19 protein-coding genes and 1 pseudogene are annotated in these 24,063 nt (G+C 71.3%); 14 read left to right on the top strand and 6 right to left on the bottom strand.

Translation table 11 applies throughout. The features are described from left to right. Nucleotides 1-198: 198 nt before the first annotated feature. The 6 genes from QF035_RS14570 to QF035_RS14545 all read left to right on the top strand — a co-directional run bounded on the left by QF035_RS14570 (nt 199) and on the right by QF035_RS14545 (nt 7,405). Nucleotides 199-1,443: a cytochrome P450 gene (locus QF035_RS14570; protein WP_307520722.1), complete on the top strand. Its 1,245-nt coding sequence runs from the start codon at nt 199-201 to the stop codon at nt 1,441-1,443. Nucleotides 1,444-1,501: 58 nt separating this feature from the next. Beyond that, nucleotides 1,502-1,699: a ferredoxin gene (locus QF035_RS14565; protein ID WP_055617289.1), complete on the top strand. Its 198-nt coding sequence runs from the start codon at nt 1,502-1,504 to the stop codon at nt 1,697-1,699. Beyond that, nucleotides 1,696-2,916 carry an NAD(P)/FAD-dependent oxidoreductase gene (locus tag QF035_RS14560; RefSeq protein WP_307520721.1) on the top strand — a complete coding sequence of 407 codons (1,221 nt, stop codon included), beginning with the start codon at nt 1,696-1,698 and terminating at the stop codon, nt 2,914-2,916. Before QF035_RS14565 ends, QF035_RS14560 begins: the two co-directional genes overlap by 4 nt. A 58-nt stretch (nt 2,917-2,974) precedes the next feature. Then, entirely contained in the window at nt 2,975-3,817 is an 843-nt protein-coding gene (locus tag QF035_RS14555; RefSeq protein ID WP_307520720.1) for an SDR family oxidoreductase, read from the top strand. Nucleotides 3,818-3,862: 45 nt separating this feature from the next. Further along, nucleotides 3,863-5,692: a flavin-containing monooxygenase gene (locus QF035_RS14550; protein ID WP_307520718.1), complete on the top strand. Its 1,830-nt coding sequence runs from the start codon at nt 3,863-3,865 to the stop codon at nt 5,690-5,692. Between the two features lie 84 nt (nt 5,693-5,776). After that, the gene (locus tag QF035_RS14545) at nt 5,777-7,405 is read left to right on the top strand and encodes a hypothetical protein (RefSeq protein WP_307520717.1); all 1,629 of its coding nucleotides are present in this window, start codon (nt 5,777-5,779) and stop codon (nt 7,403-7,405) included. A gap of 109 nt (nt 7,406-7,514) precedes the next feature. Here QF035_RS14545 and QF035_RS14540 read toward each other — a convergent pair whose 3' ends face one another. Next, complete coding sequence (locus QF035_RS14540) at nt 7,515-8,165, bottom strand: TetR/AcrR family transcriptional regulator (protein WP_307520716.1); 651 nt, start codon at nt 8,163-8,165, stop codon at nt 7,515-7,517. 178 nt (nt 8,166-8,343) lie between these two features. Here QF035_RS14540 and QF035_RS14535 point away from each other — a divergent pair, with 178 nt between their 5' ends. Further along, entirely contained in the window at nt 8,344-10,137 is a 1,794-nt protein-coding gene (locus tag QF035_RS14535) for an ABC transporter ATP-binding protein (RefSeq protein ID WP_307520714.1), read from the top strand. A gap of 66 nt (nt 10,138-10,203) precedes the next feature. Here the strand turns inward: QF035_RS14535 and QF035_RS14530 are convergent, their stop codons facing one another. Beyond that, complete coding sequence (locus tag QF035_RS14530; RefSeq protein WP_307520712.1) at nt 10,204-11,289, bottom strand: ABC transporter substrate-binding protein; 1,086 nt, start codon at nt 11,287-11,289, stop codon at nt 10,204-10,206. A gap of 433 nt (nt 11,290-11,722) precedes the next feature. On the opposite strand from QF035_RS14530, the gene QF035_RS14525 reads away from it, so the two are divergent. Both QF035_RS14525 and QF035_RS14520 read left to right on the top strand, forming a co-directional pair. Then, complete coding sequence (locus QF035_RS14525; RefSeq protein WP_307520711.1) at nt 11,723-13,525, top strand: S8 family peptidase; 1,803 nt, start codon at nt 11,723-11,725, stop codon at nt 13,523-13,525. 224 nt (nt 13,526-13,749) lie between these two features. Further along, nucleotides 13,750-14,427 carry an AIM24 family protein gene (locus QF035_RS14520; RefSeq protein WP_307520710.1) on the top strand — a complete coding sequence of 226 codons (678 nt, stop codon included), beginning with the start codon at nt 13,750-13,752 and terminating at the stop codon, nt 14,425-14,427. Nucleotides 14,428-14,516: 89 nt separating this feature from the next. Here the strand turns inward: QF035_RS14520 and QF035_RS14515 are convergent, their stop codons facing one another. From QF035_RS14515 to QF035_RS14505, 3 genes and pseudogenes are all read right to left on the bottom strand, one after another. Continuing rightward, a complete protein-coding gene (locus tag QF035_RS14515; RefSeq protein WP_307520709.1) occupies nt 14,517-15,989 on the bottom strand; it encodes an LPXTG cell wall anchor domain-containing protein in 1,473 nt (490 codons plus the stop codon). A 32-nt stretch (nt 15,990-16,021) separates the two neighbouring features. Then, a complete protein-coding gene (locus QF035_RS14510; protein ID WP_307520708.1) occupies nt 16,022-16,579 on the bottom strand; it encodes a hypothetical protein in 558 nt (185 codons plus the stop codon). 108 nt (nt 16,580-16,687) lie between these two features. Further along, nucleotides 16,688-17,987 (bottom strand): annotated as a pseudogene (locus QF035_RS14505) (cytochrome P450). A gap of 155 nt (nt 17,988-18,142) precedes the next feature. Between QF035_RS14505 and QF035_RS14500 the strand changes: the two are divergent. From QF035_RS14500 to QF035_RS14480, 5 genes are all read left to right on the top strand, one after another. Next, nucleotides 18,143-19,132 (top strand): ABC transporter substrate-binding protein, encoded by a 990-nt coding sequence (locus tag QF035_RS14500; protein WP_307520707.1) that lies wholly within the window; start codon nt 18,143-18,145, stop codon nt 19,130-19,132. A 23-nt stretch (nt 19,133-19,155) separates the two neighbouring features. Then, a complete protein-coding gene (locus QF035_RS14495; protein ID WP_307520705.1) occupies nt 19,156-19,935 on the top strand; it encodes an ABC transporter permease in 780 nt (259 codons plus the stop codon). A gap of 326 nt (nt 19,936-20,261) precedes the next feature. Further along, nucleotides 20,262-21,053: an ABC transporter permease gene (locus tag QF035_RS14490; protein WP_307520703.1), complete on the top strand. Its 792-nt coding sequence runs from the start codon at nt 20,262-20,264 to the stop codon at nt 21,051-21,053. Continuing rightward, the gene (mdlC, locus tag QF035_RS14485) at nt 21,050-22,759 is read left to right on the top strand and encodes a benzoylformate decarboxylase (RefSeq protein WP_307520701.1); all 1,710 of its coding nucleotides are present in this window, start codon (nt 21,050-21,052) and stop codon (nt 22,757-22,759) included. Before QF035_RS14490 ends, mdlC begins: the two co-directional genes overlap by 4 nt. 9 nt (nt 22,760-22,768) lie before the next feature. Continuing rightward, the gene (locus tag QF035_RS14480; protein WP_307520699.1) at nt 22,769-23,515 is read left to right on the top strand and encodes an ABC transporter ATP-binding protein; all 747 of its coding nucleotides are present in this window, start codon (nt 22,769-22,771) and stop codon (nt 23,513-23,515) included. Nucleotides 23,516-23,774: 259 nt separating this feature from the next. On the opposite strand, the gene QF035_RS14475 is transcribed toward QF035_RS14480, so the two are convergent. After that, nucleotides 23,775-24,032: a hypothetical protein gene (locus tag QF035_RS14475; protein WP_307520698.1), complete on the bottom strand. Its 258-nt coding sequence runs from the start codon at nt 24,030-24,032 to the stop codon at nt 23,775-23,777. Nucleotides 24,033-24,063: the final 31 nt, after the last annotated feature.

The following is a 24,063-nucleotide window of genomic DNA, read 5'->3' as shown; positions in this document are numbered from 1 at the left end:
CACGGTGCGACGCGAGGTGGCGCGAAAGTGTGCGCAGGTGGCCGACCTCCTACGGGTCAAAGCTGTGATCTGGGTCACGTCAGCCCAATGTCAGGCACCTGGCCGGAAGCCGTCAGTCCGCTCCGCTTGCATGTGGTCCCAGAGGTCTCCAACCCTTCCCCGTTCTCCGCCCCGGCGGAGCCCCCACCGAGGAGTCAGATGGCCGAGACACTGGCCGGAGCCGCGTCCGACGCAGCCGAGGCGATGCCCGAGTTCCCGATGCCGAGGGCGGCCGGCTGTCCGTTCGCCCCGCCGCCGGCCGTGGAGGAGCTGCGAGAGCAGAACCCGATCAGCAAGGTCCGGATCTGGGACGGCAGCACGCCCTGGATCGTCACCGGGCACGCCCTGCAGCGGGCCCTGCTGACCGACCCCCGCGTCAGCGCCAACGACAAGAGCCCCGGCAACTTCCCGTTCGTGACGGCGTACCGGCAGCAGATCGCCGAGTACACCCCGGAGCTCATCGTCAACACGGACGCCCCCGAGCACACCCGGCTGCGCCGGATGGTCAACGGGCCGTTCATCATCAAGCGGATCGAGGCCATGCGGGCCCCGATCCAGAAGATCGTCGACGGTCTGATCGACGACATGCTGGCCGGGCCGAACCCTGCCGACCTCCTGACGGCGCTCGCGCTGCCCGTGCCCTCGCTGGTGATCAGCGAACTGCTCGGAGTGCCGTACGCGGACCACGAGTTCTTCCAGGAGAACAGCAGCCTCGCGCTCGACCGTGCCGCCGCACCCGAGGACTCCAGGGCGGCGAGCACCGCGCTCTCCACATACCTCGACGACCTGCTCGGCAAGAAGCTCACCGACCCCGGTGACGACGTGCTGTCCGAGATGGCGGGGCGCGTCCAGGCCGGCGAGATGAGCCGGAGCGAGGCCGTCCACATGGGCGTGGCGATGCTCATCGCCGGCCACGAGACCACCGCGACGATGATCAGCCTCGGCACGCTGGTCCTGCTGGAGAACCCGGAGCAACTCGCCCTGGTGCGCGACTCCGAGGACCCCAAGATCGTCGCCGGCGCGGTGGAGGAACTGCTGCGCTACCTGAGCATCGTCCAGGTCGGTCTGCGCCGCGTCGCCACCGAGGACATCGAGATCGGCGGCCAGGTCATCCGCGCGGGCGACGGCCTGATCGTGGACCTGCACGCCGCCAACTGGGACCCCGAGACCTTCCCCGGCGCCGACCAGGTGGACGTCACCCGCCCCGCGCGCCAGCACAACGCGTTCGGCTACGGCCCCCACCAGTGCCTGGGCCAGTCCCTCGCCCGCCTGGAACTCCAGGTCGTCTACGGCACCCTCTACCGGCGCGTCCCCACGCTGCGCCTGGCGGCCAAGGTCGAGGACCTCGAGTTCGACCACAGCGGCACCACGTACGGCGTCGCCTCCCTGCCCGTCACCTGGTGACCGGCCCGCACCGATGAACGCAGTGGGTGAACGTACCGAAGGAGCAAGGAAGAAGACCATGCGTGTGGAACTGGACGAACCGAAGTGTGTGGCGGCGGGTCAGTGTGTGATGGCCTCCCCGGAGGTCTTCGACCAGCGTGACGACGACGGGGTGGCGATCCTGCTGGAGGAGCAGCCCGCCGACGAACTCCTCGACGGGGTGCGCGAAGCCGTGGCGATCTGCCCGGCGGCGGCGATCCGGCTGGTCGACCAGTGAGGCGGATTCTCGTCGTGGGTGCCTCGGCGGCCGGACTCTCGGCCGCCGAGACGCTGCGCCGGGAGGGGTACGACGGCACGCTCACCCTGGTCGGTGACGAGCCGCACCCGCCGTACGACCGGCCGCCGTTGTCCAAGCAGATCCTGGCGTCCGAGTGGGAGCACGACCGGCTGACGCTGCGCTCGACCGGCGAACTCGACGCCCTGAAGCTTGACTTGAGACTCGGAAGCGCGGCTACGGGCCTCGACCTCGACGGGCGTGAGGTGCTGCTCTCGGACGGGACGCGGGTCGCGTACGACGGACTGGTCGTGGCCACCGGGGTGCGCCCGCGGCGGCTGCCCGGTGACGGGCACGCGCATGTGCTTCGCACCCTGGACGACGCACTCGCGCTGCGGGACCGGCTGGGGGAGGGGCGGCGGCTCGTGGTCGTCGGCGCCGGGTTCCTGGGCGCCGAGGCCGCCGCCGTGGCCCGGGGTCTCGGCGCCGAGGTCACCCTTCTGGAACCGGCGCCCGTACCGCTCGGCCACGCCGTCGGCGACGAGGTCGGGCGGGTGCTGTCGGCCGCGCACCTGGAGCACGGGGTGGACCTGCGCACCGGGGTCACCGTCCGCGAGGTGACCGAGGACGGAGTGCGGCTGGCCGACGGTGAACTGGTCGTGGGCGACGAGGTGTTGGTGGCTGTCGGCTCCCTTCCGAACACTGAGTGGCTGGCGGACAGCGGCCTCACGGTGGGCGACGGCCTGGTCTGCGACGAGTACTGCGAGGCGGTCCGGGAGGCCACCGGGCCGACGAAGTCCCCTGGGCCGACCACCGGGGGCGTGTACGCGGCCGGTGACGTAGCCCGCTGGCACAACCCGCTGTTCGGGGCGTCGATGCGCATCGAGCACCGTACGAACGCCGCCGAACAGGGCATGGCCGCCGCCCGGAACCTCCTGCACCCGCAGGCGCGCAAGCCGTTCGCGCCCGTGCCGTACTTCTGGTCGGACCAGTACGGCATGAAGGTCCAGGCGTTCGGCTTTCTGCGCGGTCACGACGAAGTCACTGTGGTGGAGGGGGACTTGGCCGAGCGCCGGTTCCTGGTCGCCTATCGCAGGGGCGACCACCTGACCGGGGTTCTCGCGGTCGGTATGCCGCCGAAGGCGATCCGCGGCTGGCGGCAGGCCGTCGCCGTGCGCTCCACGTGGCACGACGCCGTACCGGCCACTGGCGTGTTGTAGCCCTCGCGCTCAACCGGGCGTCGGTAAAAGGTAGTTCGAACGATCAGGGAGGTTGTTCATGGTCGACCGTCCGAACGAGGAGCGTCGTGACGTGGTCGTGGTCACGGGGGCGGGAGGGATGGGCGTCGCGGTCGCGCGCCGGCTGGGCAACGGGCGGAACGTGCTCCTCGCCGACGCGTCGAGCCAGGGGCTCGACCGGGCCGTCACCGCGCTCACCGACGAGGGCTACGCGGTGCGCGGCATGGTGACCGACGTGTCCGACCGCGGGGCGGTGCACAAGCTCGCGGAGGCGGCGGCCGCCGAGGGCCGGGTTGCCGCGATCGTGCACACCGCGGGAGTCTCGCCCGCGACCGGGCGGGCGAAGACGATCATCGACGTCAACCTGCTCGGTACCGCCCATGTCATCGACGCGTTCGAGACGGTCGCCACCCGCGGTACGTCCCTCGTGGTGATCTCCAGCATGGCCGGTCATGTCGCGTCCCTGAGCCGCGAGGAGGAGGCCGCCCTCGCGACGGCCGCCACCGAGGACCTCCTCGGCCTCGACGTCGTCACCGCCATCGGCGACGACGCGCAGACCGCGTACATCGTGACCAAGCGGGCCAACCACCTACGGGTGCAGGCCGCCGCGCTCGCCTGGAACCTGCGGGGCGCCCGGGTCAACAGCGTCAGCCCGGGCGTCATCGCCACCGCGATGTCCCGGGCGGAGGCCGCGTCGCCGTCCGGGGCGCACATGATGGACATGCTGGACGCGAGCGGATCGGGCCGCGTCGGGACGCCCGGGGAGATCGCCGACGCCGTGGCGTTCCTGACCGGCCCCGAATCGTCGTACATCACCGGGACCGACCTTCTCGTCGACGGCGGACAGGCCGCCTGGCTCCGCCTCCACTTCCGCCCGCGGTAGCGACCGGGCGACGACCGCACCCCCTCCACAACAGAAGGGACACGCATGACCACCCCCCACACCCCGCCCGCCGCGCCCGACTTCGACCCTCAGCAACTCGGGTTCGACCCGGAGGCCCTGCGTGCGCGCTACCGGGCCGAGCGCGACCGGCGGATCCGCCCCGACGGCAACGCCCAATACCACCGCGCCGCCGGTGAGTTCGGCTACTACGCCGACGATCCGTACGTGGAGCAACCGGAGTTCAGCAGGGAGCCGCTGACCGACCGGGTGGAAGTGGTCGTCGTAGGCGGCGGGTTCGGCGGGCTGCTGGCGGGAGCGCGTCTGCGGCAGGCGGGGGTTCGGGGCATCCGGGTCATCGAGCAGGCCGGGGACTTCGGCGGGACCTGGTACTGGAACCGGTACCCGGGAATCCACTGCGACATCGAGTCGTACGTCTACATGCCGCTCCTCGAAGAGATCGGCTACGTCCCTCAGTGGAAGTACGCGCCCGGCGAGGAGATCCGGCAGCACGCGCGGGCGATCGGGCGCCACTTCGGCCTGTACGAGGACGCCTGCTTCCGGACCCGGGCCACCGAACTCCGGTGGGACGACACCGATTTGGAGTGGATCGTCACCACCGACCGCGGCGACCGAATGCGGGCGCGCTATGTGGTGGTCTCCAGCGGCACGCTCAGCCAGGCGAAACTCCCCGGCATCCCCGGCATCGAGAACTTCAAGGGCCACACCTTCCACACCAGCCGCTGGGACTACGCGTACACCGGGGGCGACGCGAACGGAAACCTGGACCGGCTCGCCGACAAGCACGTGGCCGTGATCGGCACCGGAGCGACCGCCATCCAGGTCGTGCCGCACCTCGGCCGCGACGCCGAGCGGCTGTACGTGTTCCAGCGCACGCCCTCCTCGGTCGACGTACGCGGCCAGCGCCCCACGGACCCCGGGTGGGCCGAGTCGCTGGAACCGGGCTGGCAGCGGCGTCGCAGGGACAACTTCCTCAGGACCGTCACCGGGACCCAGGCGGACGAGGACCTGGTGAACGACGGCTGGACCAGCAGCGCCCGGCTGCTGCAGAACTTGATCCCGACCAACAACTACGCGGACCTCCTGCCCGAGGAACGCGACCGTGTGAACGAACTCGCCGACTTCCAGAAGATGAACGAGATCCGCGACCGCGTGCACACCGTCGTCGAGGACCCCTCCACGGCCGAGGCTCTCAAGCCCTGGTACCGCTACATGTGCAAGCGGCCCACGTTCAGCGACCACTACCTGGACACGTTCAACCGGCCCAATGTGACGCTCGTCGACACGGCCGACCACGGGGGCGTCGAGCGCATCACCGAGGACGCCGTCGTGGTCGGCGGGGCCGAGTACGAGGTCGACTGCGTCATCTTCGCCACCGGATTCGAGGTGGGCGTCTCGGGCATCCTGTCCGGCCGGCTCCCCGTGCACGGAAGGGAGGGCGCCACGCTGCCCGGGGCCTGGATGCAGGGCGGGCCGAAGACGCTCCACGGCTTCTACAGCCACGGCTTCCCGAACCTCTTCCAGCTAGGCCCGCTGCAGAACGCCAGCGCCGTGAACTACGTCCACATCCTCGACGAACAGGCCGGCCACGTCGCCGAAGTGGTCGCCGAGGCACGAGAGCGCCGGGCCCGGTACGTGGAGCCGTCCCCCGAGGCCCAGGACGCCTGGGTCGCGACGATCCGTCAGAAGGCCGCGGACCTCTACAAGTTCCAGGCCGAGTGCACCCCCGGCTACTACAACAACGAGGGCAGGCCCCGAAAGCGCAGCGAGTCGTACGGCGACGGCCCCGTCGCGTTCCACGGACTGCTCAGGCGCTGGCGGGCGGACGGCGGCATGAACGACGTCATCGTCGAGTGATCCGCCCGGGGCGCCCGACCACGGGGGTGTGGGCGCCCCGACCGTACGAGTGACCATCACCGAACCCAGGGACGGGGAACGACGATGCGGCCCAACCGATTCGACGTCACCGGCAACACGCCTTCCACGAGCGGCCGTTGGGACCTGAGGAGACTCAACCCCCCGAACCGCCTGTGGGGTTCGAACGGCGTCACCTTCGGACCCGACGGGCGGCTGTACGTGGCACAGTTCCTCGCCGGGCAGATCAGCGCCGTCGACACGGCCACGGGGGACGTCGACGTGGTGGTGCCGCTGGACGGTCCGGTGCAGGCGCCCGACGACCTCGCCTTCGGGGCGGACGGTTCCATGTACATCGCCGACCTGACACCGGGGCGGGTCTGGCGGCGCAGCCCCCATGGCGCGTACAGCCTCGTCTCCGACCAGGTGCAGGTGCCCAACGGCATCACCTGTGTCGGAGACCGGCTCTTCGTCAACGAGATGAAGATGAACGGCCGCCTGCTGGAGCTGTTCCCGGACGGCGGCGACCCGGTGGTGCTGACCGACGGGCTGGCCCTCGGCAACGCGATGCAGCTCGGCCCGGACGGCTGTCTGTACTACCCGCACATGATCGGCAACCAGGTCTGGCGGATCCCGCCGGACGGCGGCACACCCGAACTGTTCGCCGAGGAGGTGGACGACCCGGTCGCGGTCCGGTTCGACAAGGGCGGCGTCCTGGTCGTCCTGTCGCGGGGCCCGGCCGGCATCGTGACGCGCATCGATCTCGCCACCGGGGCGCGGTCGGTGGTCGTGAGCGGCGTCCTCGGGCTGGACAACGCGGCCTTCGACGCGGAGAACCGCATGTTCGTCTCCAGCTTCGGCAGCGGCGGGGTCACCGAGATGCGCGAGGACGGCCGCACCTGGGAGATCGTTCCCCGAGGACTCAGCGGCCCCTTCGGGGTGACCGTCGACGTCGGCGGCACGGTCTACGCGGCGGACCACTACCGCCTGGCGAGCCCCGGCGACTCCGGGGAGCACGACTCCAGCGGCGTGATCACCCACGAACTGCAGCCCTTCGTCCACGGCATCACCGCGGACGACGGACTTCTCCACTTCGCCTCCGAGTACGGCGACGTCCGTACGTACGATCCCGTCCGCAGGACCACGCGGGTACGGGTGCAAGGGCTGAACGAGCCCACCGGGATCGAGCGCTCGCCCGACGGAGCCCTCGTCGTGGCCGAGTCGGGCGCCGGCCGCGTCGTACGGATCGACGGGCGGATCGACGGGACGGACACCGTCACCGTCCTCGCGGAAGGGCTTCGGCACCCTGTCGATGTCGCCTTCGACGCCGAGGGGCACTGCTACGTCAGCGACGACGAACTCGGGGCCGTGCTACGGATCGACGACGGGGAGGCGGTGGCCGTCGCGGAGGGCCTCGGCGCGCCGCAGGGGCTGGCCGTCCGCGGGGACGAACTGTTCATGGTGGACGTCGAGCACCGGTGTCTGCGGGCGTTGTCCCTCACGACGGGGGAGACCCGGATCGACGCCGAGGACCTCGCGGTCGGCCTGCCCCCGGGCATCACCCGCACCGAACCCACCCTGTTCACCGCGGGCATGCCCGGCTCTCCGCACTCGTTCGCGGGCCTCGCAGTGGCCCCGGACGGCACACTCCTCCTCTCGGCAAACGGCGAGGGAAGCATCCTTCGCCTGTCGGCCCGCGGGCCTTCGGAGAATTGAGGGGCCCGGCGCCCCTTGTTGAGGGGCCGGTGCCCCTTCAGGGGCGCGGGGAACTGCGCGCCCAGCCACAACGCACCCGCAGATGAAGCACGGCCCTTCCAGCGGAGCGCTACGTGCCGGAGATGCCCCCCAGGCAGAACCGCCAGACCTCCTCCGAGCTGACCGGCTCGGCGTGACCGTCGGCGGCCGAACCATGGGCCTGGACGGCGAACATGACGGTCTGCAGGACGAGCGCGGCCTGGCGGCGGGGCCGCCCGGCCGCGATGGCGCCCGCGTCGGCGGCCCGCTCGATGAGCTCCGCGAACACCGTGAGCAGCGGCCGGTGGGCGGCCGCCACCTGCGAGGGGTGCTTCACCAGCAGTTGCAGGGCGAAGCCGCCGAACAGCTGCCGCGGTACGTCGGGGCCCGGCCGAGCCCGATCGTGGAGCATCTCCACGGCCAGGCGGAGCGCCCGGAGCGGATCACTCTTCGACGCGGCCGCTTCCCTGATCTCGTTCGCCGACTTGGCGAGCGTGTCCTCGAACAGGGCGAGCAGCAGCTCGTGCTTCCCGTCGAAGTACTGGTAGAAGCTGCGCAGCGACTGCTTCGAGCGGTTGACGACCTCCTGGACGGTGAAGTCCGTCGTGCCCTTCTCGGCGATGAGCTCGTAGGCCGAGTCCAGAAACCTCTGTACGCGTTCCTCCGCGCGCAGCTTCGCGGCCCGGGTGGATCGCTCGACGGCACGCCGGCGCCACGCCGGTTGTTCGGGGGCAGCGGTCATTCATCGAACGTTACTCGACGGGCCTGTTCGGTTACCGCCGGTCGAAATCCCCTACGGCACTGTCAGTGGCATCGGCGATACTTCCATCGATCCCCCTTGCTCCGGACGAGGCCCCGGACCGGACTCCGGACGGGACTCCGGCCGAGAGCGGGAGGGGAGACGACCGAGGGGGAGCACCGTGTCACAGCCCGACCCGTCCGAAGCACCGTCCACGCCGCCGTGGCGGCTCCTGCTCGGGTACGTCCGCCCGTACCGCTGGACGCTGCTGCTCGGGGCCGTGCTGTCGCTGCTGACCGGCGCCGCCGGGCTCGCGCTGCCGCTGGTCGCCCGAACGCTCATCGACGACCTGGGGCACGACCGGGCGATCACCGGCGCGCTGCTGGCCATGTCGGCGCTGGTGGTCGCCAACGCCGCGATCGGGGCGCTGGGCGGGTACGTGCTGCGGTACACCGCCGAGTCCGTCGTGCTCGGCGCGCGGCGGGGCCTGGTGTCGCATCTGCTGCGGCTGCGCATATCCGCCGTCGACCGCAGCGAGCCCGGCGATCTGATGGCCCGGATCACCTCGGACACCACACTGCTCAGGGAGGTCACCACCGACTCGCTGGTCGGACTCGGCACGGGCGGGCTCACCCTGGTGGCCACGCTCGCGATGATGGGGTTCGTCGACCCGGTGCTGACGGGCGTCACCCTGGGCGTGGTCCTGGCCGCGGGCACGGTGATCGGCGTGATCGTGCCGCGGATCAACCGCGCCAGCAAGCGCGCGCAGGACGCCGTCGGAGCGATGGGTGCCTCGCTGGAGCGGACCCTCGGCGCGCTCAGGACCATCAAGGCGTCCGGCGCCGAGCACCGCGAGGAGCGGGCCGTGCACGCGGCGGCCGAGGAGTCGTGGCGCCAGAGCGTACGCGCCGCCAAGTGGTCGGCGCTGGCGGGGAACACGGCCGGCCTCTCGATGCAGGTCGCCTTCATCACCGTCCTCGCCGTGGGCGGCGCACGGGTCGCGACCGGAGCCATCGACATCGGCACCCTCGTCGCGTTCCTGCTGTACGTCTTCTACTTGATGGCGCCGATCCAGCAGGTCGTCGGAGCCGTCGCCCAGTACCAGACCGGCTCGGCCGCCCTGGCCCGGATCGAGGAGGCCAGGCTGCTGCCCGCCGAACCGGCCGCCGAGCCCTCGCCGCTGCCCCGGCCCGGCGCCGAACCCGCCTCGATCGCCTTCGAGGACGTCCGCTTCCGCTACGACGACGACCTGCCGTACGTGCACCACGGCGTGACCTTCGCCGTCCCGCCGCGCGGCATGACCGCCTTCGTCGGACCGTCCGGCGCCGGGAAGACCACGGTGTTCTCGCTCATCGAGCGGTTCTACGACCCGGAGCAGGGGACCATCGCGCTGGACGGCCGCGACCTCACCGACTGGGAGGTCTCCGCGCTCCGGTCCGCCATCGGCTATGTGGAGCAGGACGCGCCCGTCCTCTCCGGCAGCCTCCGCGACAACCTCCTGCTCGGCAATCCCGACGCCGACGACGGCGAGGTGCTCCGCGCGCTGAAGACCACCCGCCTCGACTCCCTCGTCGACCGGCTGCCGAAGGGGCTCGACACCCTCGTCGGCCACCGCGGCACCAAGCTCTCCGGCGGTGAGCGCCAGCGCGTGGCCATCGCCCGCGCCCTGCTCAGGCGGCCCCGGCTGCTGCTGCTCGACGAGGCCACCAGCCAGCTCGACGCGGTCAACGAGGCGGCGCTGCGCGACACCGTCGCCGATGTCGCCCGCACCACCACGGTCCTGGTCGTCGCCCACCGGCTGTCCACGGTGACCATGGCCGACCGGATCGTCGTCATGGACGCGGGGCAGGTACGGGCGGTCGGCACCCATCGCGAACTCGTGGCCGGCGACCCGCTGTACGCCGAGCTCGCCGCCACACAGTTCCTCGCGGCCACGGACGACGGCCTGACGGTGCCCGAGACGGTCGACAGCTGAGCCCGGCGACCGGGCTTGACGGCGGCTGAGCCCGGCGACAGCGGAGCACCGCCCGTGGAGCGGCGGCTACGGGGTCAGGGGCTCCGACTGCCGTAGCGCCGCCGCCAGTTGCTCGATGCGTGGCGCGTACCCGGCGTGGCTGTACCGCTCCTCGACGGCCCACGGGAACGTCCGGTCCGCCCGTACGGCGGGCAGTCGGGCCCAGGTCGGCTTGGTCTTCTTGAGGTCGGCCGGCTGGAGGTTGCCGACGCGGTTGTCGACGAGGATCAGGTCGGCCTCGTACATGTCGGCGTTCTCCCAGCCGAGTTCCTGCCAGAAGCCGCCCGAGCCCGTCTTCGAGGGCGTCACGAACTCGACACCGAGCGACTCGTAGTAGCGCAGGTCCGTGAAGGCGTCCGGGGCTGCGACGTACAGGATGTCGGCCGAGGCGGAGACCACCATGACCTTCAGGCCACCACGGCCCTTCGCGCGGGCCTCTCCGGCCGCTCGGCGCAAGGTGGCAGAGGCCGACTTGAAGTGCTCCTCCGCGGAGGTGACCGGATCGGCCGTCAGGTCCGCGCCGAGTGACTTCGCGAGGTCGGCGAAGCGGCCGATCACATGGGTGAGCGAGCTCTTCGCGGTGAGGATGCCGACGCTGGGGGCGAGCGACTCGATCTTCTCGGCCGACTCCTCGGGGACGTACCAGAGCGCCGGCGGCTCGGTCATCTGGGCGATCAGCAGGTCGGGCCGCAGTCCGGCGTACCGCTCGACGTTGAACTGGGGATAGGTGTTGCCGAGGATCGTCACCTTGTCCACGTCGATGCCGCCGGCCCGGGGGTCGGGCTTGCCGTTCGCCAGCTTCGTCGGGCCGAAGACGCCCGTGCACTCGATGCCGAGGTCGTGCAGCGCGGCGGCCGCGCCGACGAAGGCGACCAGGCGCTTCGGCGTCCGGTCCGCTTCGGCCGTCGTCCCGCGGTCGTCCTTGAAACGCCATGTTCCCCCGCCGGTGGACGGGTTGGTGGCGTTGCCGCCGTCACTGTCCTTGTCTCCGTCGCTGCCGCACGCCGTGAGCAGACCGCCCAGGCCGAGGGCTCCCACCGCGGTGAGGGCCCCGCGACGGGAGAGCGCGCGGACGGGCGCGGGCGCAGGGGCGGCGGGGCGCGGGGCATGCATGGGCGACTCCTTCGGCGGGAGACATCGCAACGGGAGACCAGGGAGAGGAAAGTAAGGCTAACCTAACTTCTTGCCCGGCGGCAGCCCCTCCCGCCTCGCCCGCATCCCTTGCCGGCGAGACAGGACTGAACGTCCGGAAAGGGTGCTTTCTCGCCAACTGGGCGGTCCCCGTAGGGGGTTCTCGGCCATGGATCGAGGGTTTTCCCCGTATCCGCGGGATAAGGGCTCCGCCTATTGTTCGACCACAGCCGAACCACAGGTAACCCCTGACTGGAGGCTCGCGCACGGCCGGCCTCGCGCCTTCTCGATTGCACCCCCCGCCGCTTCGACGACGAAGCGAATCGAACCGCTGCTCCGCACCGCACGGCACCGCATGCACCGCATCGCACCGCCTGTTCCGCGCTGCCCGGAGCCGGCCACGAAAGGCACTCACTTGCGTACTCCTCGACCCGCGAGACGGAAGCTGATATCCGTCGCCGCGATCTCCGCGACACTCCTGGCCGGGACCGCCACGTCCCTCGCGCTGGCCGGTCCCGCCACCGCCAAGGTCCCCGCCGAGCAGGCCGCGAAGACCGCCGCCGCTGCCGTGGCCGCCCCCGCCGAGCGACTGATCGTCGGCTACAAGTCGGGCGCCACCGAGGCCAGGTCGAACAAGGCCGCCTCCGCCGACGCCGAGGCCAAGGGCAAGGAGGCCGGCGAGAGCCTGGACTTCCAGCGCCGCCTCGGCACCGGTGCCGCGCTGGTCGACCTCGGCGAGCAGCTGAGCAAGGCCGATGTCGCCGACGTCGTCGCCGAGTACCAGGCCGACCCGCAGGTCGCGTACGTCGTGCCGGACCGCCTCAACAAGCCGCAGGCCGACCCGAACGACACCGAGTACAGCAAGCAGTGGGACCTCTTCGAGACCACCGCGGGCATGCGCGTGCCCGGCGCCTGGGACACCGCGACCGGCAGTGGCGTGACCGTCGCCGTCATCGACACCGGTTACGTCACCCACTCCGACCTCGCCGCCAACATCGTCGCGGGCTACGACTTCATCTCCGACACCGCGGTCTCGGTCGACGGCAACGGGCGCGACAGCAACCCGGCCGACCCGGGCGACTGGTACGCCGCCGGCGAGTGCGAGCAGACCACGGGCAGCTCCTCCTCCTGGCACGGCACCCACGTGGCGGGCACCATCGCGGCCGTCACCAACAACAGCAAGGGCGTCGCGGGCATCGCGTACAACGCGAAGATCTCCCCGCTGCGCGTCCTCGGCAAGTGCGGCGGCTACGACTCCGACATCATCGACGCCATCACCTGGGCGTCCGGCGGTACGGTCTCCGGCGTCCCGGCCAACACCAACGTCGCCAAGGTCATCAACATGAGCCTGGGCGGCGGCGGTGCCTGCACCACGGCCACCCAGACCGCCATCAACAACGCGGTCGGCCGGGGCACCACGGTCGTCGTCGCGGCGGGCAACAGCAACGCCAACGCGGCCAACTACTCGCCGGCCAGCTGCGGCAACGTGATCTCGGTCGCCGCCCTCAACCGCGCGGGTGCCAAGGCGAGTTACTCCAACTACGGCTCGGTCGTCGACATCGCGGCACCCGGCGGCCAGACCAGCACCGGCACCGCCAACGGCATCCTGTCCACGCTGAACTCCGGTACGCAGGGCCCCGGTTCGGAGTCGTACGCCTACTACCAGGGCACCAGCATGGCCGCCCCGCACATCGCGGGTCTCGCCGCGCTCGCCAAGTCGGCGAACTCCACGCTGACCCCGGCCCAGATCGAGTCCGCGATCAAGACCAACTCGCGTGCTCTGCCCGGTGCCTGCTCGGGCGGCTGTGGAGCGGGTCTCGCGGACGCGGCCAAGACGGTGCAGGCGGTAAGCGGGTCCGGAGGCTCCACGGGGGGCACCACCTTCACCAGCACCACGGCCGTCTCCATCCCGGACGCCGGCTCGGCCGTCGAGTCCTCGATCGCGGTGACCGGCCGCACCGGCAACGCGCCCTCGGCCCTCCAGGTCGGCGTCGACATCACCCACACCTACCGCGGTGACCTGGTGATCGACCTGGTCGCCCCGGACGGCACGGCGTACCGGCTGAAGTCCTCGGGCTCGGACTCGGCCGACAACGTCAACACGACCTACACCGTGGACGCGTCCAGCGAGACCGCCAACGGCACCTGGAAGCTGCGCGTGCAGGACGTGGCCTCGGCGGACACCGGCACGATCAACAGCTGGAAGCTGACCTTCTGACCGTCGAGCGGCCGTCGGACGACTGCTGACCCAGGCGGACGGCGGCTGATCGACGACTGACGAACCACCCCCCACAGGGTGGGGCCGAAAGGCCCCCGCAGGGGCGGCCGACGCGAGCGGGCGTCGGCCGCCCCGCCTTTCGTTCCGCGGACATATACCTTCGTTGTCGCCTTTCATCCCGTCGCTGGATGGTGGAACCCGCGCCTCCGGGACAGGATGCCCGCATGAAGGGTGATCTGTTTTCCAGCGAGTACATGGTGCAGCCGGCCACTGCGGCGGGCATGAGTGTCGAGAACGCCAAGTCGATCAAGTACGCCGTCAACGGCGAGATGCTCGCCCGGCAGGGCGCGATGATCGCCTACCGGGGCAGTCTGCAGTTCGAGCGCAAGGGCCAGGGCGTCGGCGGCATGCTCAAACGGGCGGTCACGGGCGAGGGGTTGGCGCTCATGGCGGTGCGCGGGCAGGGGGAGGCCTGGTTCGCGCACGAGGCGCAGAACTGCTTCATCGTCGACATCGACCCCGGTGACGTCTTCACCGTCAACGGCCGCAACGTACTGTGCTTCGACGCCTCACTGAAGTACGAGATCAAGACGGTGAAGGGCGCGGGCATCACGGGTGGCGGGCTGTTCAACAGCGTCTTCACCGGACACGGCAGGCTCGGTCTCGTCTGCGAGGGCAACCCGCTGGTCATCCCCGTCTCGCCGCAGTGGCCGGTGTACGTCGACACGGACGCGATCGTCGGCTGGACGGCCAACCTCCAGACCTCACTGCACCGTTCGCAGTCCATAGGCTCGATGATCCGCGGTGGCTCCGGCGAGGCCGTGCAGTTGATGCTCCAGGGCGAGGGATACGTCGTCGTACGGCCGACTGAGGCGACACCGCAGAAGGTCCAACAGCACTGACACGGGCCCTTGTCGGGCCTGTTCACGGCTCTTGGACCTTTCCGGGGGTGCTGGTGTCCGCCTGTCTCCTTCGCGATCCGCCGACGGGCCTACGTCGTGGCCCGTCGGCGGCGCCACAGCACCGCGGCGGTGCCGGCGGCGAGCAGCGCCGCGGTGCCGGCCGCGGCGGGCAGGAGCACGTCGGTGCCGGTCGAGGCGAGCGAGCCGTCGCCGGTGGTGTCGAGCGAGCCGCCACCGGTGGTGGTCCGCGCGCCACCGCTTCCCGTGCCGCCCGCGCTGTCTCCGTCGGCGGTCGGACCGTCGACGGGAACGATGGTGCCGGAGCCGGTCGGGTCGGCGTCCGGTCCCGAGTCGCCGGGCGACGGCTCGGACGTTCCGTCCGAGGGGCTGGGCGAGGCCGGGTCCGAGGGCGAAGGCGACCCCGGGTCGGACGGTGACGGCGACTCCGAGGGCGGCGGCGGCACCGGCGCCCGGAACACGGTGAGCGAGGCCTCGGACGGGCTCGCGACGAACACCGAATCGCCGCCCGGTGTCACCGCGACGGACGAGCTGCCCAACTGGCCGTTGACGCCCGGCAGTTCGGCGCCCATGTCGAGGTCCTTGAGCGTCGCCGTGTCGTACACCGCGAGCTGCCCCACGCCGTCCCCCTCCTCCGGCGGGTTGCCCCAGTCCTGCCACACGGCGAACGCCCGGTCGGAGTGCGGGTCCACGGCGACATCCGCGATGGTGTCGCCGGGCTTCGCGTCGAAGGAGGCGGCCAGTTTGCCGGTGGCGATGTCGTACGCCTCCAGTACGGTGCCGCGCCCGGCCCACAGCACTCCGTGCTCGGTGTCCCACTCCAGGAAGGACACCGCGGCTCCCGCGGCCAGCGGGATCTCCTTGCCGTCCGGCGTGAAGTCGGCCGAACCGACCCTGAGCAGCAGGCTGTCGGTGTTGTCGGTGACCCAGATCTGCCCGGCGGCGGTGTCCACGGCGAGCGGACCGCCGGCGGCCGGCAGGGTCAGGGAGCGCTCCACGGTCACCGAGGTCTCGCCGACGGTGACCTCCTCCAGTTTCGTCCCGCGTACGACCACGACCGTGCCGGCTTTCGCACCGGCCTTGGCCTGCGTGATCGTCGTGCCGGTGAGCCAGCCCCCGCGCCCCGCCGCGTCGCCGTCCTTCACGGCGGCGATCCCGCGCAGCCCGACCAGGTAGTGCACCCCGTCGCCCGGCAGCGGCCCGACGAGCCGTTTGCCCGGAAGCTGGGCGGGTGCGCCCGTGCTGCCGGGCGAGGTCTTCACCCAGTTCAGTACGTTCCCGGAGGCCGGGTCGACGACATAGACCCCGGCGAGGCTCCCGCCCGTCGTACCGGCGACGGCGTCGGAACCGACGTACAGCTTCCCCGACTCGGGGTGCACCAGCAGGTCGAGCGGCTTGCCGACGGTCGTGAGGCGGGCCGTCTGCTCATACCCCTTCGTCCCCGGCTGGTCGTCGGCGCCGACGGCGGGCGTGCTGACGACGACGGCGGTGAGGACCACCGCCGTGATCCCCACGAGGGCGCCCGCCGCCCGGGGGCGGAGCACATCGCTCCGCCCCCGGGTTCTGAGAGGCGCGGTCACGAGAAGGTGACCGGGATGTAGACGTCGTACGAGCGGGTGCCGCTCGCCGTGTGGTCGGCGCGCGTCACGATGGCGCAGTCGACGTCCGTGCCGCAGACCTGGCCGGAGGCGATGTTCGGGTTCACGTGCACGCTGACGTCGAAGGAGCCGCCGGAGCCGTAGGTGGAGCTGTTCGCGACCGTGCCGCCGCCGAAGTTCGACACCCAGTGCGAGGCGCCCGTGGTGCCGGACTGGTCCGCGCCGCCCAGGCAGGGGGTCGGCCGGGAGGTGTACGTCGACGGGTCCCCGGGCACGACGCCGTCGGGTATCACGCACAGGCCGACGTAGACGCCCTGGAGGGTGTTGTAGCCGCTGCCGGAGACGGTGATGTTCTGCCCGGCGGCCGACAGGGCGTCGGGGGCCGTCAGCGACAGGTTGTACGTCGTTCCGCTCACCGTCACGGACCGCGTGGCGGTGGCGGCCGAGGCGGAGGTGGCGAGCCCGACCGTCAGCGCGGCGGCGGTGGCACCGACGGCGGCGATTCGGGTGGCACGGGCGAACACGGCGGATCTCATGGGCAGTTGGCCTTTCGGAGGCGAAAACCACTTAGGTAAGGCAAACCTAAGTTGCAGGTCAATGGATCGTCAACCCGTACCTCAGGGGGCCCAGCCGGACCGGCCGGCTCAGGCCACGTGCAGCGGCAGCGACTTCAGGCCGTTGATGAAGTTGGAGACGAGCCGCCGGGGCGGCCCGGCGACGCGCGGCGGCACGGGCAGGGCGCGCAGCGCCTCCTCGTACAGCACCCGCAGCTGCAGCCGGGCGAAGTGCGCGCCCAGGCAGACGTGCGGTCCGTCCCCGAAGGAGACGCGCGGATTCGGCGTACGCGCCAGGTCGAGCCGGTGCGGCTCGGCGAACACCCGCTCGTCGTGGTTGGCGGAGGCGTGGAAGACCACCACCTTGTCCCCGGCGCGGACCGGCGTCCCGGCCGGCTCGGTGTCGCGCACGGCCGTGCGGCGGAAGGTGAGCACCGGCGGGTGCCACCGCAGGAGTTCGTCGACGGCCGACTCCAAGTCGACGACACCGGAGTGCAGTTGGGCGTACGCCTCCGGGTGCTCGGCCAGCGCCAGCAGCCCGCCGGGAGCAGCGCCGCGTACCGTGTCGTTGCCCGCGACCGTCAGCAGGAAGAAGAACATCTCCAGTTCCGCGGCGGCGAGTTCACCGTCGGCCGCGAGCACGGTCATCACGTCGTCGCCGGGATGCCGCCGCTTGTGTCCGGCCAGCTCCCGGGCGTACGCGAACATGTCCCGCAGTGCCGCCGGGGAGCGCGGGTTGACCGGTCTGCCCACGGCGTCGAGCACGGGCGGGCCCGCCTCGTCCGGGTCCTGGTAGCCGATGACCCGCTGGGTCCAGTGCAGCAGCAGCCCGCGGTCGCTCTCCGGTACACCGAGCAGATCCGCGAGGTTGAGCAGCGCGTAGTCGTCGGTGACATCGGTGGCGAGGTCGCACGTGCCGTCGTTCCTATGTGCGGTCGCCACCGCCTGCTCGAACAGCGAGCGGGCCCGGGTGCGTGCGACCGACGCGAAGTGGTCGACGCGTGAACGCCCGGCTGACGAGACGCCTCAACCTCCCGTGCCCCGGCAGATCCTGATTGGGCATCATCCGCCGGACGAACGGCAGGTCGTCCGGGTCCGGATCCCTGATCTGGGTCGCCCCGAGATACGAGGAGTACGTCTCCGAGTCCTTCAGGACCCGGACCACATCGGCGTGCCGGGTGACCGCCCAGAAGCGGGGCCCGGCCGGCCGGCCGAGAACCTCGTGCTCCTGCTGCCAGGCCACGGGGTGGTGGTCGCGCAGGACGCGGTAGGCGGCGTGGGGGACACCGGCGGCGTACTGCCGGGGGTCGAAGACGTCGGGGACGGCGTCCGGGCCGGCGTCCGGACCGGGTCCCCCGGCGGGTGGCGTGGGCGTCGCTCGTGAGGTCACGCCACCACGGTGACCCGGCCGCGGCGGGGCGGCAAGGGCGTGTGCGCGGGCTCCGGCGACCGGCGGCGCGAATGTGCTTTCGCATTTTCCCGAAGGCCGCGGGAACGGCGCATAAGTGTGTGGTGATCACGTCAAGTGGAGGGCATCATGCGCGCATGCCGACGCGCCGAGCCCGCTTCCGTACGGGAAAACCGACCGTCGCCGCGATCGCCCTGGTGATGACTCTGGCGGCCTGCGGCGGCGACTCCGACGACTCCGATTCCAGTAACGCCGGGGGCAACGGGCTGGAGAGGTCGAGCATCACCGTCGCCGCCCTCCCGTTGGCCGACGACGCACCCCTCTACATCGCGCAGGACCGCGGCCTGTTCAAGAAGGAGGGCCTGGACGTGCGCATCCAGCCCGTCCAGCAGAGCATCCAGGCACTGCCCGCCCTGTCGAAGGGGCAGGTCGACGTCATCGCGAGCGCGAACTACGTCACCTTCCTCCAGGCCCACGAGAAGGGCACCCTCGACCTCCGCATCCTCGCCGAGGGAGCACGGGGCGCGCCGCACATGATGGACGTCCTCGTGCCCCAGGACTCGGACATCAGGAGCGTCGCCGACCTCAAGGGCAAGAAGGTCGCCGTCAACATCCTCAACAACATCCAGTCACTGACGCTGAACGCGATCCTCGACCAACAGGGCGCCGGCCGCCCCGAGTACCGGCAGATCGCCTTCCCCCAGATGGGGCCCGCCCTGGAGAAGGGACAGGTCGACGCCGTCCACGCGGCCGAGCCCTTCAACAGCGCCATCCAGAACGACCTGAACGCCCGCGTCCTCGTCGACGGCGGCTCCGCCCCCGTGGAGTCCATACCGATCAGCGGCTACGTCACGACCCGCGGCTACGCCTCCGAGAACCCCAGGACCGCGGCGGCCTTCAAACGGGCCATCGCGGCGGCCGCGGAGATCGCCACGCAGGACCAGAGCGCCGTACGCGAGGAGTTGCCCAAGTACGCCAAGGTGACCGCGGACCAGGCCGAATCGCTCCGCCTGCCGGCCTACCCGGCGACCACGGACGTCACCCAGCTGCGCCGCCTCACCGAACTCATGAAGAAACAGGGCCTGTTGAAGAAGGCGATCGATCCGGGAACGTTGCTCGTCAAATGAGCCGAGTGAGCCGAGTGAGTCACGTGAGGAGACGTCGTCAGGAACTGCTGCTCGGCGCGCTCGGTGTGCTGCTCGCCTTCGGAGTGTGCGAGGCGGTCGGCCGGGCCGGTCTTGTGCGCCGCAGCTATCTGCCGCCCGCCTCCGAAGTCCTCGCGCGCGCCGTGGAGTTGGCGGGCGATCCGGTCTTCCTGGACGGGGTCGGAGCCACGGTCCGGGCCTGGGCTTACGGTCTCGGCCTCGCCTGCGCGATAGCCGTCCCGCTGGGTCTGCTGCTCGGCAGTGTGCCCGTGGTCGACGAAGCCGTGCGCGCGATCGTCGAGTTCCTGCGGCCCATGCCGTCCGTCGCGCTGATCCCGCTGGTGTCCCTGCTGCTCGGTTCCGGTACGGAGACGAAGGTCGCCCTCATCACGTACGCCTCCGTCTGGCCCATCCTCTTCAACACCGTCTACGGCCTCGGTGAGACCGATCCCCTGGCCAAGGACACGCTGCGGGCCTTCGGCTTCGGGCGTCTCTCGGTGCTGCTGCGGGTCGAACTTCCCGCGACCGCGCCCTTCATCGCCGCCGGTCTTCGCATCTCCGCCGCCATCGCCCTCGTCCTGGCCGTCGCCACCGAGATCCTCGCGGGCTTCGGGGAGGGCCTCGGCATCTTCATCGCCCAGTCCGGCCTGGCCACGGACGGCACGCGGGACGTATTGGCGGGGGTGGTGTGGGCCGGGGCCCTGGGGTTGGTCATCAACAGCGTGCTGGTGTGGGGGGAGCGGAGGCTGTTCCCTTGGACGCCGGAGCATCGGGGGATGCGGTGAGGTGGCTGCGGGGTTCGCTTTTCGCCCCCGCCGCCCCTACCCTCCCCCACTCTCGGCTTCGCTCGAGCGGGGGGACCCCCATCGTCCTTCTGGGGCTCCGCCCCAGGCCCCGTGGGGTGTGTTGTCGGGTGCGGGTTGGGTGTGGCTGGTCGCGCAGTTCCCCGCGCCCCTTAAAGGGGCGCGGGGAACTGCGCAATCTTTTGGCGGGGGTTCGGGGGCGGAGCCCCTGAGTCAGGGACGATGGGGGTCCCCCCGCTCGAGCGAAGCCGAGAGTGGGGGAGGGTAGGGGCGGCGGGGGCGAAGAACCAGGACGGTGAGGTCGGTCCATGAGGGGCGGTAAGGCGGCGCGCAGCGCACTGCTCCGGTGGGGCGTGCTGGCCGTGGCGATCGGCGCCTGGCAACTCGCCACCCGCACACACACCAGCGTCTATTTCCCGCCACCCTCAGAAATCGCCCGCCACACCCACAACCTGTGGTTCTCGGGCCCACCCACCCACGCCTTCCTCACCCCGGAGGCCACGGAAAACATCCTCCCCAGCCTCGCCCGCATGACCACAGGCTTCGCCCTCGCCGCAGCCGCGGGAATCACCCTGGGCACAGCCCTGGGCCGCTCCCACCGCGCCTACGCCCTCTGCAACCCGGCCCTCCAGTTCGCCCGGGCCATCCCACCCCCGGCCCTGGTCCCCGTCTTCGTCGTGATCTTCGACTTCGGCACCCAGATGCAACTCGCGTCGATCGTCTTCAGCGCCGTCTGGCCCGTACTGATCAACACGGCGGAGGGCGCCCGCAACACCGACCCCCTACGCATCGACGTGGCGGCCGTGCTGCGCCTGACCACGGCGCAACGACTCTGGCTCCTGTTCCTGCCCTCGGCCCTGCCCCGCATCTTCGCGGGCCTGCGTCTGAGCCTCTCGCTCTCCCTCATCCTGATGGTCTTCTCGGAGCTGCTGCCCGGCACGGCGAACGGCATCGGCTTCACCCTCACCGACGCCCAGTCGCGCTCCGACCTGCTCACCGTGTGGGCCGCGCTGGTGCTGCTCGGCGCACTCGGATACGTACTCAACACCGGCCTGTTGGCGGTCGAGAAGCGACTGCTGGGCAAAGGGAGGCCTGCATGAAGCCGAAGCCGAAGCCGAAGCCGAAGCCGGAGCCGGAGCCGGAGTCCGAGTCGAAGCCGGACGCGGGTCCGGCCCGCGCGGCGGAAACCGTCACCGTCCTGGAAGCTGTCATCCGGTTCTGCCGAGACACCGGCATGACCACCGTCTTCGGCAACCCGGGCTCCACGGAACTGCGTATGTTCCGCGACTGGCCCGACGACTTCACCTATGTGTTGGGACTACAGGAATCCGTCGCCGTGGGCATGGCCGCAGGACACGCACTGGGCACGGGCCGCGCAGCCCTCGTCAGCCTCCACTCGGCGGGCGGAGTCGGCCACGCCCTGGGCGCCGTCTTCAACGCCTACCGCGACCGCGTGCCCCTCGTGATCCTGGCCGGCCAGCAGTCGCGCGCCCTGACCCAGCTGAGGCCGTTCCTCGGAGCCGACGACCCCGTACAGTTCCCGCGCCCGTACGTGAAGTCGAGCCGCCAGCCGGACCGCGCCGCCGACGTACCCGCCGTCCTCGCCGAGGCCCACCGCCTCGCCATGTCGCACCCGCGCGGCCCCGTCTTCGTGTCCGTCCCCGAGGACGACTGGGACCGGCCGGCCGCGCACGTCGAACCGCGCACGCTGCACGGCGGGTTCACCGCCGACGCGGGCTCCCTGACCGCCCTGGCCGCACGCCTGGACGCCTGCGAGCGGCCCGCGCTGGTCGTCGGCCCCGGAGTCGACGACGAGCACGCGACCGCCGAGGTCCGCGCCCTCGCCGAACGCACCCGCGCCGCCGTCTGGATCAGCCCGATGTCAGGCCGCTCCGGCTTCCCCGAGTCGCACCCTCTCTTCCAGGGGTTCCTGCCGCCGGCGGCCGACCGGCTGGCGGCCTGCCTGGAGGCGTACGACGTGGTGGTGGCCCTGGGCGCGCCCCTGTTCACGTACCACTTCCACACGGAGAGCCCGCCGCTGCCCGCGGGTACCGAGCTCTTCCACCTCGACTGCGACCCGGGGCAGGCGGCCTGGCTGCCGACGGGCACGAGCATCGTCACGACGCTGAAGCCGGCCGTCGGCCGACTCGCCGTGCTGGTGGGGGAGTCGGACCGCAAACCGCCGCCCTCCCGCCCGGCACCCCTCCCGGCTCGCACCCCCGGCGACGGTGGCGGCGACGGCCCGATCACGCCGGAGCTCGTACTCGACCTGGTCCAGGAGCGACTGCCCCGCGACCGCGTCCTCGTGGAGGAGACACCCAGCCATCGCGAAGCGCTCCACGCGCGCGTGCGCATCGATTCGGCGGGCGGCTTCCTCACCACCGGCAGCGGGGCGCTCGGCTGGGGGCTGCCGCTCGCCGTCGGGCGCGCGCTGGCCGACCGGCGGCGGGTGGTGTGCCTGGTCGGCGACGGCTCGGCGATGTACTCCGTACAGGCCCTGTGGACCGCCGCGCGCCATCGGGTGCCCGTCACGTACGTCCTCCTCGACAACGGCGGATACGCCGCCGTACGCGCCCTCGGCCGCCGCATCGACATCGCACCCGTGCCCGGCACGGACATCGGGGGCATCGATTTCGCCCGGGTCGCGACGGGCTTCGGCTGCCCCGCGGCGTACGTGGAGGAGTCCGCCGACCTCCCCGCCGCACTCGACCGTGCGCTGGCCGGCCACGGTGACGACGACGGGCCCTTCCTGCTCCACGTCCGGGTCGACGACGGCGCGTTCGACTCCGGCTCCAGGGACAGGTGACCGCCCCGCATGCTCCGTCTCGACTCGCTCGGCCAGCGGTACGGCGATCATCCCGTCCTGCACGACATCACACTCACCGTCCCTGACGGCCAACTCCTGTGCGTCGTCGGGCCGTCCGGGTGCGGCAAGTCGACGCTGCTCCGCACGATCGCGGGGTTGCAGCCCGCGCGGGAGGGAACCGTCAGCGTCGACGGGGAGCCCGTCACCGGTGTGCCCGACCGGCTCGCCGTCGTCTTCCAGGACTACGGTCGGTCGCTCTTCCCCTGGCTGTCCGTCCGGGAGAACGTCGCCCTTCCCCTGCGACGGCGGGGCCTCGGACGGGCCGAGCGGCGGGACGAGGCCGAGCGGATGCTGGAACGGGTGGGGCTCCCCGGGGCGGGTCGCCGCCACCCTTGGCAGCTCTCCGGCGGTATGCAACAACGCGTCGCGATCGCCCGCGCCCTGGTCTGCCGCCCCTCCCTCCTCCTCATGGACGAGCCCTTCGGCTCCCTCGACGCCCAGACCCGCGAGGACCTCGAGGACCTCCTCCTCGAAGTCCACCAGACCGAGGGGCCGACGATCGTGTTCGTCACGCACGACATCGACGAGAGCGTGTACGTGGGAGACCGCGTCGTCGTCCTGTCCTCCGGCCCCGGTTCCCGGATCGTCCTCGACCTCCCGGTCACCCTGCCCGGCAAGCGCGACCAGATCGCGACGAGGGGCTTGCCGGAGTTCGTGGCGTTGCGGGCGGAGGTGGGGAGGGCGGTACGGGGGTGAGGGGCGGGCTTTTCTTCGCCCCCGCCGCCCCTACCCGTCCCATCCTTCTGGGGCTCCGCCCCAGGCCCCCTGGGGTGTGTTGTCGGGTGCGGGTTGGGTGTGGCTTGTTGCGCAGTTCCCCGCGCCCCTAAAAACCTGGGGGCGCGGGGAACTGCGCAGTCTTTTAGCCTCTCCGGCGTTTGAGGAGCGGGGGTTCGGGGGCCGGCCCCCGAATAGTGACGGGAATGGGTAGGGGCGGCGGGGGCGAGAAAAGACCCCCTCACCCCAGCCGTACGTCCTGCCACACCATCCGGTGGTCCGACGTCGGGACCACCGTCCCGTTGCCGACCAGGCGGTAGAGCGGGTCGTCGGACGTGGGCCAGAAGACGCCGTTGTCGGCAGAGATCAGACCACGGGACGGGATGACATGGTCGACCCGGAGATTGCCGGGCGCGGTGTCACCGAAGTCCGCCGTGTCGTACGCGGGCTTCCCGACATGAGAGGCATTCGCACACCGCCGACCCGCAGGACAGCACACCTTTCCCCGAACCGCCTCCCGACACTCATCC

Source organism: Streptomyces umbrinus (assembly GCF_030817415.1).
Lineage (GTDB): Bacteria > Actinomycetota > Actinomycetes > Streptomycetales > Streptomycetaceae > Streptomyces > Streptomyces umbrinus_A.
Note: the sequence above shows the minus strand (reverse complement) of the source record. Positions and strands in the feature narration are given on the sequence as shown.

Bases quoted from the DNA above. Each gene is read 5' to 3' on its own strand.
- QF035_RS14570 (WP_307520722.1), top strand. From the start codon at position 199: ATGGCCGAGACACTGGCCGGAGCCGCGTCCGACGCAGCCGAGGCGATG.
- QF035_RS14565 (WP_055617289.1), top strand. From the start codon at position 1,502: ATGCGTGTGGAACTGGACGAACCGAAGTGTGTGGCGGCGGGTCAGTGT.
- QF035_RS14555 (WP_307520720.1), top strand. From the start codon at position 2,975: ATGGTCGACCGTCCGAACGAGGAGCGTCGTGACGTGGTCGTGGTCACG.
- QF035_RS14550 (WP_307520718.1), top strand. From the start codon at position 3,863: ATGACCACCCCCCACACCCCGCCCGCCGCGCCCGACTTCGACCCTCAG.
- QF035_RS14545 (WP_307520717.1), top strand. From the start codon at position 5,777: ATGCGGCCCAACCGATTCGACGTCACCGGCAACACGCCTTCCACGAGC.
- QF035_RS14540 (WP_307520716.1), bottom strand. From the start codon at position 8,165: ATGACCGCTGCCCCCGAACAACCGGCGTGGCGCCGGCGTGCCGTCGAG.
- QF035_RS14530 (WP_307520712.1), bottom strand. From the start codon at position 11,289: ATGCATGCCCCGCGCCCCGCCGCCCCTGCGCCCGCGCCCGTCCGCGCG.
- QF035_RS14520 (WP_307520710.1), top strand. From the start codon at position 13,750: ATGAAGGGTGATCTGTTTTCCAGCGAGTACATGGTGCAGCCGGCCACT.
- QF035_RS14510 (WP_307520708.1), bottom strand. From the start codon at position 16,579: ATGAGATCCGCCGTGTTCGCCCGTGCCACCCGAATCGCCGCCGTCGGT.
- QF035_RS14500 (WP_307520707.1), top strand. From the start codon at position 18,143: ATGCCGACGCGCCGAGCCCGCTTCCGTACGGGAAAACCGACCGTCGCC.
- QF035_RS14490 (WP_307520703.1), top strand. From the start codon at position 20,262: ATGAGGGGCGGTAAGGCGGCGCGCAGCGCACTGCTCCGGTGGGGCGTG.
- mdlC (WP_307520701.1), top strand. From the start codon at position 21,050: ATGAAGCCGAAGCCGAAGCCGAAGCCGAAGCCGGAGCCGGAGCCGGAG.
- QF035_RS14480 (WP_307520699.1), top strand. From the start codon at position 22,769: ATGCTCCGTCTCGACTCGCTCGGCCAGCGGTACGGCGATCATCCCGTC.